Raw genomic sequence first — 14,413 nt, forward strand, 5'->3', positions numbered from 1 at the left:
TGTCCTCCCAGATAAAAGAGTTTACAGAGCCCAAAGAAGTCATTTGTTTTGCCTCGTTCGTTTCATGACTGAACAGATAAAGGCTGCTCTGATATGTATTCGCCTTAATATCTGCTTTCTTTACAATGAAAGCAGTGTGTTTCCCATCCGGTGAAATACGGGGATCACTGACAAACTGATAGTCAAGAAACGATTCGCATGTGATGCTCTTTTTCATCATTTTCTCCTTTCTTGCAATTTAAAATTAAAAATAAAAAATTTTATTTTTATGTTTTTTTATGGAAGCCCGAAGGCTTCCGTTATTCTTTCACTATTTTTCCTTGTCTGTTTCTGTATCGGGAACTCCTGATCCACCGATATGATTGCCGAGTTTTTGCAGTGCTTCTTTTGTTTTCCCGTTTTCCATCAACTCGATCAGCATAAAATGGTCCTCTACCGTTCTTTCATACTTTCTCGTCTTCAAAGGCCTGATCAGGTAATTCAGTACGATAAATCTTCCCTGCACTCCAGTGTAAAGATCATCCATGATCTTATTTCCGGCACTTTGTACAATTGCTCTGTGAAACTTCAGATCTGCCATGGCAAGTTCTACATATTCTTCCTTCTCAAAACATTCCCGACACTGTTCGGCATATTTTCGCAGATCTTTTATCGTTCTTTCAACATGTTCTTTACTTCCGTTCAATGTTTTCTCCAGAGCATGCCCCTCCAGAAGCCGGCGGATTTCAATAATCTGATCTACTGTTCCTTCTTCCAGATCCGGCACATACACCCTTCCATTTGACATGATCTTTAAAATTCCATCTTTGCCTAACATTTTTACAGCCTGCACAACAGGAGTCCGGCTGACCTCGAATTTTTCACACAGATCATTCAGCATAATTTTCTCACCGACAGCATATTCTCCCCGGATCAAACTTTCAATGATCTTATGATAAAGAACTTCATCCAGGTTTACTTTTACTTTCATCTTTCATCCGCCTTTCCTCTCATGCGCTCTGCTTATTTAAAGTATATCTTCTTTTTCCGTGATTTGCAATCAAAATAAAATAAAAAATTTTTTTATTTTAAATATTGTTTTCTTCTTCTGCCGGCCGGATCCCTTCCACCTGAAAACAGGTAATCCACGGATACTCCACATAATTGACAGCGATTTCTTCCGACAACTCTACGCCCTGATCCGGATAGTATACTTTTCCTATCTCGCTTGTATCTGCCCTGTATCCTTTTTCCGCCATAGCTTCTTCATCCTCGTTGGTAAAACTTACCACTATCTCCTTATACGGAGGCGCACATCAGCTGGTAAATTCCTCCACACTTAAGACTACGTCATTCCACCCAAACTTCAGCATATATTTTTTTGCATTATCGTTTAATTTTACCATACTCTTGACACCTCTTTCCTAAATAGAAGTTTACCATATCATCTCTCCTACTACAAACCTGTTTTTCTGCAAATCCTGATTGACGAATCCTGTAAATTATGCGAAAATAAATTTAAGTATGGGTTAAAGACATAACAAACCCTACAGAAAAATCATACATACTGTCCTAGTAGTATGTATACATATCGAAAGGAGTTTTAAAATGATTTATTCACATGAAGTAGAAATGATGTGTCCGGTAGCTCAAGGTGCAAATCACGGACCAGCTCCGATCCCGGAAGAAGCAAAATGGGTACAGGCAAAAGAAATTAAAGATATTTCCGGTCTGACACACGGTGTAGGCTGGTGTGCTCCGCAGCAGGGAACCTGCAAACTGACTTTAAATGTCAAAGACGGAATCATTCAGGAGGCACTTGTAGAGACAATCGGATGTTCCGGTATGACTCACTCTGCAGCTATGGCTTCTGAAATCCTTCCTGGAAAAACAATTCTGGAAGCGCTGAATACAGACCTGGTCTGCGACGCTATCAATACAGCAATGAGAGAACTTTTCCTCCAGATCGTATACGGAAGAACTCAGAGCGCATTCTCTGAGGACGGGCTTCCGATCGGTGCAGGACTTGAAGACCTTGGAAAAGGACTTCGCTCTCAGGTTGGTACTATGTATGGTACACTGGCAAAAGGACCTCGTTACCTCGAAATGGCTGAAGGTTATGTCACAGGAATCGCACTGGATGAACATGATGAGATCATCGGATATCAGTTCGTAAGCCTTGGAAAGTTCACAGACTTCATCAAAGCCGGTGACACACCAAACGATGCATGGGAGAAAGCAAAAGGTCAGTACGGCCGTGTTGCTGATGCTGTTAAAATCATCGATCCGCGCAAAGAGTAATAAAGGTAATAATTCAGGAGGATACATAAATGGCTTTATTTGAATCATATGAAAGAAGAATAGATAAAATCAATGAAGTATTAAACAGCTACGGCATTGCTTCATTAGAAGAAGCTGAAAAAATCACAAAGGACGCCGGACTGGACGTATACAATCAGATCAAGGGAATCCAGCCTATCTGTTTTGAAAATGCCTGCTGGGCATATATTACAGGTGCTGCAATCGCAATCAAAAAGGGATGTTCAAGAGCTGCTGACGCTGCTGCTGCAATCGGAGAAGGTCTTCAGGCTTTCTGTATTCCGGGTTCTGTAGCTGATCAGCGTAAAGTTGGACTTGGACATGGAAATCTCGGAAAAATGCTTCTGGAAGAAGAAACAGACTGTTTCGCTTTCCTTGCAGGACATGAGTCTTTTGCCGCTGCTGAAGGTGCAATCGGTATTGCTGAAAAAGCAAACAAAGTTCGTAAGAAACCTCTTCGCGTTATCCTGAACGGACTTGGAAAAGACGCTGCAAAGATCATTTCCAGAATCAACGGATTTACTTATGTACAGACAGAATATGATTACTATACAGGAGAACTGAAAGAAGTTCAGAGAATCGCTTATTCTGACGGACTTCGCTCCAAAGTAAACTGCTATGGTGCAAACGACGTACGTGAAGGTGTTGCTATCATGTGGAAGGAAGGCGTTGATGTCTCCATCACAGGTAACTCCACAAACCCGACACGTTTCCAGCATCCGGTTGCAGGAACATACAAAAAAGAATGTGTAGAAGCAGGAAAGAAATACTTCTCTGTTGCTTCCGGCGGTGGTACAGGACGTACTCTTCACCCGGACAACATGGCTGCAGGACCGGCTTCCTACGGTATGACAGATACACTGGGACGTATGCATTCTGATGCACAGTTTGCAGGATCCTCTTCTGTTCCGGCTCACGTTGAAATGATGGGTCTGATCGGAGCAGGAAACAACCCGATGGTTGGTATGACAGTTGCTGTTGCCGTTTCTATTGAAGAAGCTGCAAAGGCAGGAAAATTCTAAGAAAATCTCAAAAGAGTCAAAAATCCGCTGTGACCTGATTATCACAGCGGATTTTTTCTATTCTATTCATCCAGCTTCAATTTCGCAAAAGCCTCTGCAAAAGCCAGATTCACAGGTTCATCCTTCTGTTTGTTCAGATATTTCTGAACATCCTTTTTGCTGACTCCTGCTCCCTCTTTCTTCCTTCTCTCTTTGAAAGCGGAAAGTTTTTCCTTATATCCGCAGGCACATACAAATACCTGGCCATCCCCCTGCCCTCTAAGCATCATTTTCTTATGGCAGTTTGGACATCTTGCATTGGATACTCTTGCCAGCACCTCCCGGTGTCCGCATTCCCTGTCCTGGCAGACCAGCATTTCTGACTTCTTTCCCTGTACTTTCAGCATTCTCTTCCCGCACACCGGACATTTCGTATTGGTCAGATTATCATGACGGAAAGTTCCTTCTCCCGTCCGTATCTCCTCTGTCAGACTGTTTGCATAGTCCCGGATCTCATGCATGAATGTGCCTCGCTTCATCTTCCCGTCAGCAATTCTGGAAAGCTTCATCTCCCAGTCTGCCGTGAGTTCCGGCTTTTTCAGGTCTTCCGGCACCAGCTCAAGAAGCTGTTTCGCCTTGGAAGTCAGATAGATCTCGCTTCCCTTTTTTTCCAGGAGAAAACTGCCGAAAAGCTTATCTATAATATCCGCGCGGGTTGCCACGGTTCCGAGCCCTCCGGTCTCTCCCAATGTTTTTGCAGCCTTCTTATCCTGTGTTTCCATGTAAGCAGCAGGACTTTCCATAGCGGCAAGAAGAGTTCCTTCGTTGAATCTTGCCGGGGGCTTTGTCTTTCCTTCTGTGACAGTAAAAGACAGCCCCTGTATATGTTTTCCCTTTTCCATGGGAGGGAATGCTTTTGGCATATCCTGTTCTTCGTCCGGATCTTCCTCCTGACTGTATACTTCTCTCCAGCCTTCTTTCAGCACCTTCCTGCCTTTTGCCGTAAAGGTTTCTCCTTCTATTACGGCAGTTATTTTTATCTCTTCAAATTCTGCCGGGGGATATAAAGCCGCAAGAAATCTTTTGATCACAAGATCATAGATCTTTCGTTCCTCGCCTGTCATATGTTCCAGCTGAACAAACTGCTCTGTGGGAATGATGGCATGATGATCCGATACCTTTTTATCATTGACAAAGGGCGCATCTTTCGTGAAAGGCCCTTTGAAAACTTTCCCGGCAGCTTTCCGGTAAGGTCCCACAGCACAGGCCTGTACCCTGTCTTTCAAAGTAGGCACAATATCACTGCTGATATAGCGGGAGTCTGTCCTTGGATAAGTAAGCACTTTATGATTTTCATAGAGCCTCTGCATAATGTTCAGCGTCTCCTTGGGCGAGAATCCGAATCGCCGGTACGCATCTTTCTGAAGTTCTGTCAGATCATATAAAAGGGGCGGGAATGTTTTCTTCCTGGAAGTCTTCATCTCGGTTATTACCGCTTCCTTCCCGGTCACCTTCTTTTTGATCTCCTGTATTCTGTTTTTATCAAATGTACGGCTGCTTCCCGATTTCTGATCGCTCCACGTCAGAGTGATCCCTTTTGTATACGCATTCAGCCCATAGAATGTCTCCGGAACAAATTTCCGGATCTTCTCCTCCTGTTTGGCTACAATAGCAAGCGTCGGGGTCTGCACCCGTCCGCAGGAAAGCTGGGCGTTATATTTACAGGTCAGGGCTCTGGTAGCATTCATACCCACCAGCCAGTCTGCTTCTGCCCGGCAAAACGCCGCATCATAAAGAGGCTTGTAATCCTCTCCCCTTCTTAGATGAGCAAATCCTTCCCGGATTGCCTTATCTGTTACAGAAGAGATCCAGAGTCTCTTCACCGGCTTTTTGCTCCCGGCTTTTTCCAGGATCAGCCGTGCTACCAGCTCTCCTTCTCTCCCCGCGTCTGTAGCAATGATGATCTCTCCTATATCCTTTCTGTGGATCTGGCTTTTCACCGCGTGATACTGTTTCTGTGTCTGACGGATCACTTCCAGTTTAAAATGTTCCGGAATCATCGGAAGATCTTCCATCTTCCAGGTCTTATATTTTGGATCATAATCCTCTGGATCTGCCAGGGTGACCAGATGCCCCAGACCCCATGTTACCACGTACTGTCCGCCCTCCAGAAAGCCGGAGCCGTTTTTGGTACATTTCAAAACACGGCCAATATCCCTTGCTACTGATGGCTTTTCTGCTATTACTAATGCTTTCATATTTTCTGTTTTCTCCGTTTATGATTCCAGCAGATCCCAGAAACTGCTGTCTGTCTGATAAGGCGCAAGTTCATCCAGCTCAAAAGGCGCTGTCACCCACGCAAAGCCTGTATTGGCTTCTGATGTGTCGGAATAGCGGAAGCTAAGGCCAATCTCTATTCCATCGGCATCTACAAAGAAATTGTCATCATAGCAGCCGTCCCTGCTGTCACCTGCCAGCACTTCCTTCATCTCTTCCTCGTTCAATTCAGAAAGAAGAGTTTCCTCATCTGCCTCATCCCGCATTCCGTCCAGCCATTCTCCTATAAACTCGTCATTCAGCTCCACAATATCTTTCACATCATAGATTGTTCCGTCTTTCAGGTTGATGTTCACACAGCGAAGAGCTGTATAGCTGTCACTCATGCTTCCCTCATAGCCGTAATCCTGGAACATGACACTTAACATATCTTTTCCCTGATACGTAACTTTATATTCTACAAGACTTGCAAGTACCGGATTATCCTCACTTAATACTTTCTCTTTCATCTCCTGTGAAGGATTCAGATAGAGCTTATCCACCGTCTCCATGGCACAGTTTTCCAGTGTCTGATTCACTTTCTTCTGTACAGAGTCACTTAATCCCTCTATCTGCGGATAATAAACCTCAAATTGGATCACTGTACTTGTGGTATCGTCGGGAATATAGCTGTAATTTTCTTCTTTTACTTCATAATCCGCTTCATCAGAAACATATGCGTCGATCGCGTCCAGCCCGCTGTCCTCCTGCCCGGAAGAATCCTGTCCATCCTGGCCGTCAGAAGAATAGGGCATCTGCTCATACCAGTCATAAAAATCCTCGCCGCCGTCCTGCCAGCCTTCTGATGGGGACTGGCTTGTCACTGCATTGCCTACCTCCCGGAACACTGCCACAGCTGAGAGCACAAAAACTGCCAGGCAAAGGACTGCCGCTCCGATGATCAGATAAAGCTTTTTATGATCTTTCTTCGGCGCTGCAGGTGTGATCCACATTTCAAGCGGAATAAACCGGATGCCGTCCCTTACCTGTTCCGAAGCCACATCCCGCATTCCAAAATGACGGTATGCCTCGACTGATCCGGGCGCCGCATTTACCGTAATCTTGGTCACATGGAAAGTCTGCGCCGCATACCCGCACAGGGCATGAAAAATCTGCTTCCCGATTCCCTTGCCCTGATCTTCTTTTTTCACAAACAAAAGTGCAATATGTCCCGAAGGATGGATGGCACCTGCGCCTTTCAGCACATTTCCCTCATAAGCGCCAAATACAGTCAATCCTTCTGTTCTCATTTTCTGCTCAATATTTTCATACCGGATAAACTGGGAAAAGGCCTCCACTCCCTCTGACGTATAACAGGGAGCTACATCCTGTACAAAAACATCCCATACAAGGTGAAGTGCATCCAATACTTCCTGACCGTACAGCCGTCGTATCATCATATTCTTTTCCTCCTTAAGCTTACTTCTCAAGCAGCTCCTCCCGAAGAAGGGTCAGCGCCTTTATCACTGCATAATCTCTGTTCTTGCTTCTGTTGCCTGTAAAATGAAATTCTTCTGCTCTTACTTTCCCCTTCACAAAGCACCCGATATAGACAAGTCCTACCGGTTTTTCCTTCGTTCCTCCGTCCGGTCCGGCAATTCCCGTCACCGCCAAAGCTACATCTGCCCCGGCCGACCGCGCTGCTCCGGCTGCCATTTCCCTGGCAGTCTCATAGCTGACAGCACCATATGTCTCTAATGTCTCATGGGACACACCAAGCAATTTTTCTTTGGCTTCGTTGGAATAAGTAATATATCCTTCTTTATATACAGCAGATGCCCCGGGTACATTTAAAATACGACCGGAGAGCAGACCGCCTGTACAGGATTCCGCAGTCGTTACTGTCATCTGTTTTTCCTTCAAAAGATCTACAATAGACTCCTCCATTGTTACATTTTCATCCATGGTGAAAATATAATTTCCAAACCGCTTTTTCAGCTCCTGGAGCATGGGCTCCATTAATTTTCCGGCTGTCTCTTCGTCCGCCGCCTTAGCCGTTACACGGAAATGTACTTCACCGGTCTTGGCATACGGCGCAAGAGTCGGATTGGTCTGCTCCTCCATCAGATCTGCCACCATCGTCTCTGCCTTACTCTCTCCAATAGAGCAAACCTTTACCATGGTAGAATAGATTCCTTCCGGCTGCAGGCGGTTCAGATATGGAGCAATGTCCCGTTCGAACATTGGTTTGATCTCATTTGGAGGACCGGGAAGAAGGATCACTGTCTTTCCCTCACCTTCCAGAATCAGTCCCGGAGCCGTTCCGTTATGGTTATCCACTACAATTGCTCCCTCCGGCACAAGAGCCTGTTTCCAGTTGTTGGGCGTGATCTCCTTTTTCAGTCCTGTCTGATCGAAATAGGACTGGATCCGCTCTTTTGTATGGGCATCCTCGTAAAGCTCTCTGCCGAATACTTTCGCTGTTACTTCTTTTGTCAGATCGTCTTTTGTGGGACCCAGTCCGCCACTTAAAATCACAATATCTGATCTGGAAAGCGCCAGACGGATTGCATCTTCCAGTCTTTCTTCATTGTCGCCTACCGCGCTTTGATGATAGCAGGATAAGCCCAGAATCGCGATCTTTTCAGCCAGGTAAGCCGCATTGGTATTTACAATATTTCCAAGAAGGATCTCTGTCCCTACGGATATGAGTTCCACTGTCATTTTACATGCCTCCTTTTGTCAGTACCTGCACATTCTTTGCAATGTAATCAACCAAAGATACGACAGTGAGAATAAGAGCAATCCAGATCAGAGCTGTGCCGATCATGTCGAACACACCCCCCAGGTCAGCGATCAGTACGATCACCATCAGCATCTGGGAAACGGTCTTAAATTTCCCCCAATAACTTGCCGCGATCACGATTCCACTGTCAGATGCCACCAGACGGAAGCCGCTGATGATAAATTCCCTTGCAATGATAACGATCACAACCCATGCCGGAAGCTGTCCGGTAGGAATGAGACAGATCATCGCCGAGCAGACAAGAAGCTTATCTGCAAGCGGATCCATAAATTTCCCGAAATTCGTCACCAGGTTTCTGGCCCGGGCGATCTTGCCGTCCAGCATATCTGTAAGACTTGCCAGACAAAAGATCACAAGGGCAATCCACTTTCCTGCTTCTCCCCCCAGATCAGTCAGCATAAAAAGCACGAAAAACGGAACCATAATCACTCTTAACACTGTCAGTTTATTTGGTAAATTCATGATATCAACTCTCCTATCAAATCGTATTCTGCCGCCCCTGTCACTTTGACTCTGGCGAAATCTCCGGACATAAGCTCTTCTTCTGTATTGACAAAGATCAGGCCATCCACATTGGGGGCGTCTTTGTATGTCCGTCCCACATAAGCATTTTCATCTGCGACCTTACCTTCAATCATAACAAGAACTTCTTTTCCTACCATATCCTCTGCCTGTTCAAAGGCAATCTCCTGCTGGAGCTCCATAATCTCTGCCTGGCGGTCTTCCTTCACCTCTTCCGGGATCTGGCCTTCCATTTCTGCCGCCGGAGTATCCTCCTCCGGTGAATAAGTAAATACACCGAGGCGGTCAAATTCCATTTCATCTACAAAGTCCACAAGCTCCTGATGCTGCTCTTCTGTTTCTCCCGGAAAACCGGTGATCAGGGTGGTCCGGATTGCGATATCCGGGATTTCTTTTCTCAGCTTCCCAATGATCTCTTCCAGCTGTTCTTTGGATGTCCTTCTTCCCATTCTCTTCAGGATATCCGTATTTGCGTGCTGGATCGGAAGATCCACATAGTGGCAGATTTTCGGTTCTTCCTTCATCACCTGGATCAGATTGTCGTCAATTTCCTCCGGATAGCAGTACAGGATCCGGATCCAACGGATACCACTGATCCGGCACAGTTCCTTCAAAAGTCTGTGAAGAGATTTTTCCCCGTACAGATCTTTTCCGTAAAGAGTCGTCTCCTGCGCCACTAAGATCAGCTCTTTTACCCCTTTTTCTGCAAGTCCTTCCGCCTCTTTTATCAGCCTTTCCATAGGTACGCTTCTGTAATTCCCGCGAATCTTTGGAATAATGCAGTAAGTACAGTGCTTGTCGCACCCTTCTGCAATCTTCAGATAAGCAAAATGTCCTCCCGTTGTCACCTGTCTTGCAGTATCCACAAGAGGAAGGGCGTCGATGTCTGTCATCCTCACCTCTGCCCGCCCCTTCAGGGCGTTTTCAATGGCATCCACGATCTCCGGATAAGAAGTGGTCCCAAGCACTTCATCTACTTCCGGGATTTCATCCAGAATTTCCTGCTGGTAACGCTGGGCCAGACATCCGGTTACGATCAGAGCTTTCAGCGTTCCTTCTTTTTTGTATTCCGCCATCTCCAGAATGGTCTGAATGCTTTCCTCTTTGGCATCATGAATAAAACAGCAGGTATTGACCACGATCACTTCCGCCTCTGTCTCATCATCTGTCATCTGGTATCCCTTTTCCGCCAGCAGTCCCAGCATCACTTCTGAATCTACCAGGTTTTTGTCGCAGCCGAGGGATATAAATAGTACCTTCATAGTCTGTCTCCTTCTAGTCAGAAAGGCAGATACCTTGTAAAAGCATCTGCCTTGCCGTTTTTCCATATTATTCTTCTGTATCCTCTGCGATAATCTTGATCTTTCCGCTGTTCAGCTCATCAATTGCAATGGACAGCGGCTTCTCGCCGTTCTTGGTTTTTACAAGAGGAATATCGCCGTCAATCAGCTGCCTTGCCCTTTTTGCTGTAGCCATTACGATAGAATAACGGCTGTTGACTACTTTTGTCTCACCTTCTTCTACCTCTTTATTTACCACTTTCATTAAATCCGTATAAGATGGATGCAGCATAATGTTGATTCTCCTTTCAATCCTTCACTTCTTTTTCCAGCTCTTCTTTTATCTTTTCTGCAAATACAAGGTTCCGAGCACTCTTCTTATGTTCGCTCTGAATAATAGCATGAAGCTCTTCCACACAAGTCTGGAGTTCGTCATTGATGACAATATAATCATACTGGTCCATAAACTGCGCCTCCCAGGCTGCTGTCTTCATTCTCTTTTCAATAACGTCCATTTCTTCCGTACCCCGCCTGATCAGTCGGTTCTTCAGCTCCTGTGCGCTGGGCGGTGTAATAAAAAGGAGCAGGGTGTCCGGATATTTTTCCTTTACCTTCAATGCTCCCTGGATCTCAATTTCCAGAATTACATCTTTCCCTTTCTGAAGCTGTTCCTGCACATACATCTTCGGTGTACCATAGTAATTATTCACGTACTTAGCATACTCTATCAGTTCATCTTTCGCAATCATTTTTTCAAATTCTTCTGCTGTTTTGAAAAAATATTCTCTTCCGTTCTCTTCTCCCTCTCTGGGATCACGCGTCGTAGCGGAAATCGAAAGCGCATAATTGTCATACTGTTCCAGTATCTTTCTCGTTACTGTTCCTTTTCCTGCCCCGGAAAATCCTGATATGACTGTCAGTATACCCTGGCCTTCCTTCATTCTTTCTCCCCCTATTCAATATTCTGGATCTGTTCTCTGACTTTTTCAATCTCTGTTTTCAGGTCAATCCCGCAATTGGAAACTTCCAGATCATTTGCCTTCGACAGGATCGTATTTGCCTCGCGATTCATTTCCTGCGCGATAAAATCCAGCTTTCTTCCGATTCCGGACTCTTCTGATCGGAGCACTTCCTGCATGTGGCTGATATGGCTTTTCAGTCTTACCACTTCTTCATCCGTGCAGATCTTGTCCGCAAAGATCACCACCTCTGCAGCAATCCTTCCGTCGTCAATCTGGCTGTCTTCCAGAAGCTCCTTCACCTTTTCTTCCAGCTTTTCTCTGTATTCTTTGACAATCTCCGGTGAGCGCTCTTCAATATAAGCCACAAGCTTCTGCATACCGTCCAGCTTGCTTAAAATGTCCTTTTTCAGGTTTTCTCCTTCCATTGTCCTGGTCTCAACAAACTGTTCCAGAGCACCTTCCATCGCCTTTTTCAGTACATTCCATATCTCCTCCGCATCCAGCGCCTGCTCTTCCATTGTCAGCACTTCCGGATATCTGGATAAGGTGGAGACCCGGATATCATTTTCCAGCCCAAAACTTTCTTCCATCTGTTTCAGACACACCAGGTATTCCTTTGCCAAAGTCTCATTGTACTTCAGCACTGCCTGTCCTTCTGACAAATCTTCATAAGTAATAAAAATATCTACTTTGCCGCGGGATACAGACTGCTTCAGAAGATTACGGATCGCTGTCTCAAAAAAATTAAGCTTTTTCGGCATCCTTATATTTACATCCAGGTACCGGTGATTGACTCCCTTCATCTCAATTGTAAACTTTCTCTCTCCGTCTGCCAGTTCGCACCTGCCAAAGCCTGTCATACTTTTTATCATTTCTGCAACCTCTTCTATCTTGTTCCGGCTATTTTTAATCCTGGTTTATTATAATTCATTTGACCGTTTCCGTCAACTTTCCAAAACACAGGTTTTGCAAAATCCGGTTTCTATGGTAAACTAGGCAAAGGGGACATCTGATGAGATCATTTCCCCGATTCTGACACCGAAACAGAAAGGAAGATTTTTATGGCTTTTGACGGAATTACCATTGCCGCATTGGCACAGGAATTAAATGATACATTAGCAGGAGGCCGGATCGCTAAAATCGCGCAGCCGGAAAATGATGAACTCCTCCTTACCATAAAGACGCCGGGAGGACAAAAAAAACTCTGTATTTCTGCCAGCGCTTCTCTGCCTCTTATTTATCTGACAGACGACAACAAACCAAGTCCTATGACCGCTCCCGGCTTTTGCATGCTTCTTCGCAAACATATCGGGAACGGCAGGATCCTTTCCGTCCGTCAGCCCTCTTTGGAGCGTGTTCTCTTTTTTGATATCGAACATCTGGATGAAATGGGTGATTTATGCAAAAAAATCCTTATCGCTGAAATCATGGGAAAACACAGTAATATTATTTTCTGCGATGATAAAAGCCGGATCATTGACAGTATTAAACACGTTTCCGCACAGATGAGTTCTGTCCGTGAAGTTCTTCCCGGCAGAGAATACTTTATTCCGGAAACCACAAAAAAGGAGGATCCCCTCCATGCAGATCGGGAACTTTTCATACAGACCCTTTCTTCCTCTTCCTTTCCTTTATCCAAGGCCCTTTACACAGGATTTACCGGAATCAGCCCTGTGGTCGCGGAAGAGATCTGTTATCTGTCCGGTCTGGAGTCCCGAATGACTGCCAGGGATATGACAGAGGAAATGTTTCTTCATCTATATAAGCAGTTTTCCTATTATATGGAGCAGATTTCTTCTCTTGAGTTTTCTCCCGCCATATATTACGACAAAAATGAGCCGAAAGAATTTTCTGCTCTGCCTCTGACTCATTTTTCCAACTACAGGAAGGAATCTTTTGACTCCATCTCCAGGGTGATCCGCACCTTCTATTCCTCCCGGGAGACCTTGACAAGGATCCGCCAGAAGTCTGCAGATCTTAGACACGTTGTCCAGACTGCTCTGGAACGGAACCGTAAAAAGTATGAGCTGCAGGCAAAACAGCTCAAGGATACAGAAAACAGAGAACAATATAAAGTATACGGCGAGCTTCTCCACACTTACGGCTACAGTTTGGAACCAGGAGCGAAATCTCTCACTGCTCTCAATTATTATACTAATGAAGAAATTACCATCCCGCTGGATGAACACCTTACTCCATCCGAAAATGCACAGCGTTTCTTTTCCAGATACAATAAGCAGAAACGAACGTTTGAAGCGCTGACCGAACGAATCAAGGAAACCCTGGATGATATCCATTATCTGGAGTCCATAAGCACCTCCCTCGACATTGCTTCCGCCGAAGAAGACCTTACACAGATCAAGGAAGAGCTGACTGAAGCAGGATATATCCGCCGCCGTTATTCCAAACAGAAAGTCCGCATTACCAGCAAGCCTTTCCACTATATTTCCAGCGATGGCTTCCACATGTATGTAGGAAAGAATAATCTGCAGAATGAAGAGCTTACTTTTCATTTTGCTTCCGGAAACGACTGGTGGTTCCATGCCAAAAAAGTTCCCGGATCCCATGTCATTGTCAAATCAAATGGAGAGGAGCTTCCTGACCGCACTTTTGAAGAAGCCGGGCGGCTGGCTGCTTACTACTCCAAAAGCCGCGGAGCCGAAAAGGCAGAGATTGATTATATTGAAAAAAAACATGTAAAAAAACCGGCAGGCGGACGGCCGGGATTTGTCATTTATCATACGAATTATTCTCTTATCATAGATTCCGATATCAGCGGAATTGAAGAGGTAAAAGAATAAAGCGTTCCGAAAAAGGAGGAAACCTCGAAGCCATAAACGGCATGCGGGATTTCCTCCTTTGTTTTTCATCAATCATCCCTCCCACAAAGCGAGACCTGTGGTCAGATCATCAGGGCTGCGTTTCCATCCCCAGCAGATAATCGATAAACTGCTGGGCTGTCCGCCCGGACATGCCGCCGTGGTTCAACTCCCAGCGATTTGCTTCCAGAAGGAGCTGCTCTTCATCCATCTCTATGCCATTTCTCTTTGCTAACTGACGCACAATCTCCTGAAATTCCTTCTTGGCCGGTTTTCCAAAATAGATGGTGACGCCGAACCTGGCCACCAGAGAAAGTTTCTCCTGCACCGTGTCGTTTGTGTGCAGCTCTTCATCTCTCTCTTCCTTGTCCCGGAAGCTCTCCCGGATCAAATGGCGCCGGTTGGAGGTGGCATAGATCAGCACGTTGTCCGGCTTTCTCTCCAGTCCCCCCTCAATGACCGCCTTCAG

The 14,413-nt window shown here is 45.5% G+C and carries 15 protein-coding genes; 3 read left to right on the plus strand and 12 right to left on the minus strand.

From position 1 onward, the window contains the following. The 3 genes from WJ238_RS03805 to WJ238_RS03815 form a co-directional block, all read right to left on the minus strand. Positions 1-217: hypothetical protein (locus WJ238_RS03805; RefSeq protein ID WP_524536987.1), on the minus strand; the 217-nt coding region annotated here is incomplete at its 3' end. Between the two features lie 93 nt (positions 218-310). Beyond that, positions 311-970, minus strand: a complete 660-nt coding sequence (locus tag WJ238_RS03810; RefSeq protein WP_230106299.1) for a GntR family transcriptional regulator — start codon at positions 968-970, stop codon at positions 311-313. Between the two features lie 97 nt (positions 971-1,067). Beyond that, on the minus strand, positions 1,068-1,271 hold the full coding sequence (locus tag WJ238_RS03815; RefSeq protein WP_256194386.1) for a hypothetical protein: 204 nt from the start codon (positions 1,269-1,271) through the stop codon (positions 1,068-1,070). A 316-nt stretch (positions 1,272-1,587) separates the two neighbouring features. On the opposite strand from WJ238_RS03815, the gene WJ238_RS03820 reads away from it, so the two are divergent. Both WJ238_RS03820 and WJ238_RS03825 read left to right on the plus strand, forming a co-directional pair. Continuing rightward, positions 1,588-2,280 carry an iron-sulfur cluster assembly scaffold protein gene (locus WJ238_RS03820; protein WP_230106301.1) on the plus strand — a complete coding sequence of 231 codons (693 nt, stop codon included), beginning with the start codon at positions 1,588-1,590 and terminating at the stop codon, positions 2,278-2,280. A gap of 29 nt (positions 2,281-2,309) precedes the next feature. Then, positions 2,310-3,320, plus strand: coding sequence for a GGGtGRT protein (locus tag WJ238_RS03825; protein WP_230106302.1), 1,011 nt, complete (start codon positions 2,310-2,312; stop codon positions 3,318-3,320). Between the two features lie 62 nt (positions 3,321-3,382). Here the strand turns inward: WJ238_RS03825 and WJ238_RS03830 are convergent, their stop codons facing one another. The 8 genes from WJ238_RS03830 to WJ238_RS03865 form a co-directional block, all read right to left on the minus strand. Further along, on the minus strand, positions 3,383-5,557 hold the full coding sequence (locus WJ238_RS03830) for a DNA topoisomerase III (RefSeq protein ID WP_337606195.1): 2,175 nt from the start codon (positions 5,555-5,557) through the stop codon (positions 3,383-3,385). Positions 5,558-5,575: 18 nt separating this feature from the next. Then, the gene (locus WJ238_RS03835) at positions 5,576-7,015 is read right to left on the minus strand and encodes a GNAT family N-acetyltransferase (protein ID WP_337606196.1); all 1,440 of its coding nucleotides are present in this window, start codon (positions 7,013-7,015) and stop codon (positions 5,576-5,578) included. A 19-nt stretch (positions 7,016-7,034) separates the two neighbouring features. Further along, a complete protein-coding gene (locus WJ238_RS03840; protein ID WP_337606197.1) occupies positions 7,035-8,279 on the minus strand; it encodes a competence/damage-inducible protein A in 1,245 nt (414 codons plus the stop codon). Position 8,280: 1 nt separating this feature from the next. Beyond that, positions 8,281-8,823, minus strand: a complete 543-nt coding sequence (gene pgsA / locus WJ238_RS03845) for a CDP-diacylglycerol--glycerol-3-phosphate 3-phosphatidyltransferase (RefSeq protein WP_230106306.1) — start codon at positions 8,821-8,823, stop codon at positions 8,281-8,283. Then, a complete protein-coding gene (rimO, locus tag WJ238_RS03850) occupies positions 8,820-10,145 on the minus strand; it encodes a 30S ribosomal protein S12 methylthiotransferase RimO (protein WP_337606199.1) in 1,326 nt (441 codons plus the stop codon). The genes pgsA and rimO overlap by 4 nt, the downstream gene beginning before the upstream one ends. Positions 10,146-10,212: 67 nt before the next feature. Next, positions 10,213-10,455 carry a DNA-directed RNA polymerase subunit omega gene (gene rpoZ, locus WJ238_RS03855; RefSeq protein WP_230106308.1) on the minus strand — a complete coding sequence of 81 codons (243 nt, stop codon included), beginning with the start codon at positions 10,453-10,455 and terminating at the stop codon, positions 10,213-10,215. Between the two features lie 16 nt (positions 10,456-10,471). Then, the gene (gene gmk, locus WJ238_RS03860; protein ID WP_230106309.1) at positions 10,472-11,104 is read right to left on the minus strand and encodes a guanylate kinase; all 633 of its coding nucleotides are present in this window, start codon (positions 11,102-11,104) and stop codon (positions 10,472-10,474) included. A gap of 11 nt (positions 11,105-11,115) precedes the next feature. Further along, the gene (locus WJ238_RS03865) at positions 11,116-11,997 is read right to left on the minus strand and encodes a YicC/YloC family endoribonuclease (RefSeq protein WP_316264436.1); all 882 of its coding nucleotides are present in this window, start codon (positions 11,995-11,997) and stop codon (positions 11,116-11,118) included. 189 nt (positions 11,998-12,186) lie between these two features. Between WJ238_RS03865 and WJ238_RS03870 the strand changes: the two genes are divergently transcribed. Next, complete coding sequence (locus WJ238_RS03870) at positions 12,187-13,926, plus strand: Rqc2 family fibronectin-binding protein (protein WP_337606202.1); 1,740 nt, start codon at positions 12,187-12,189, stop codon at positions 13,924-13,926. Positions 13,927-14,035: 109 nt separating this feature from the next. Here WJ238_RS03870 and WJ238_RS03875 read toward each other — a convergent pair. Beyond that, the coding region (locus WJ238_RS03875) for a DUF815 domain-containing protein (RefSeq protein WP_337606204.1) at positions 14,036-14,413 on the minus strand (378 nt) is incomplete at its 5' end.

Source organism: Claveliimonas sp. (assembly GCF_037273965.1).
Taxonomy (GTDB): domain Bacteria; phylum Bacillota; class Clostridia; order Lachnospirales; family Lachnospiraceae; genus Claveliimonas; species Claveliimonas bilis.

Bases quoted from the DNA above. Each gene is read 5' to 3' on its own strand.
- WJ238_RS03810 (WP_230106299.1), bottom strand. From the start codon at position 970: ATGAAAGTAAAAGTAAACCTGGATGAAGTTCTTTATCATAAGATCATT.
- WJ238_RS03820 (WP_230106301.1), top strand. From the start codon at position 1,588: ATGATTTATTCACATGAAGTAGAAATGATGTGTCCGGTAGCTCAAGGT.
- WJ238_RS03825 (WP_230106302.1), top strand. From the start codon at position 2,310: ATGGCTTTATTTGAATCATATGAAAGAAGAATAGATAAAATCAATGAA.
- WJ238_RS03830 (WP_337606195.1), bottom strand. From the start codon at position 5,557: ATGAAAGCATTAGTAATAGCAGAAAAGCCATCAGTAGCAAGGGATATT.
- WJ238_RS03835 (WP_337606196.1), bottom strand. From the start codon at position 7,015: ATGATGATACGACGGCTGTACGGTCAGGAAGTATTGGATGCACTTCAC.
- WJ238_RS03840 (WP_337606197.1), bottom strand. From the start codon at position 8,279: ATGACAGTGGAACTCATATCCGTAGGGACAGAGATCCTTCTTGGAAAT.
- pgsA (WP_230106306.1), bottom strand. From the start codon at position 8,823: ATGAATTTACCAAATAAACTGACAGTGTTAAGAGTGATTATGGTTCCG.
- rimO (WP_337606199.1), bottom strand. From the start codon at position 10,145: ATGAAGGTACTATTTATATCCCTCGGCTGCGACAAAAACCTGGTAGAT.
- rpoZ (WP_230106308.1), bottom strand. From the start codon at position 10,455: ATGCTGCATCCATCTTATACGGATTTAATGAAAGTGGTAAATAAAGAG.
- gmk (WP_230106309.1), bottom strand. From the start codon at position 11,104: ATGAAGGAAGGCCAGGGTATACTGACAGTCATATCAGGATTTTCCGGG.
- WJ238_RS03865 (WP_316264436.1), bottom strand. From the start codon at position 11,997: ATGATAAAAAGTATGACAGGCTTTGGCAGGTGCGAACTGGCAGACGGA.
- WJ238_RS03870 (WP_337606202.1), top strand. From the start codon at position 12,187: ATGGCTTTTGACGGAATTACCATTGCCGCATTGGCACAGGAATTAAAT.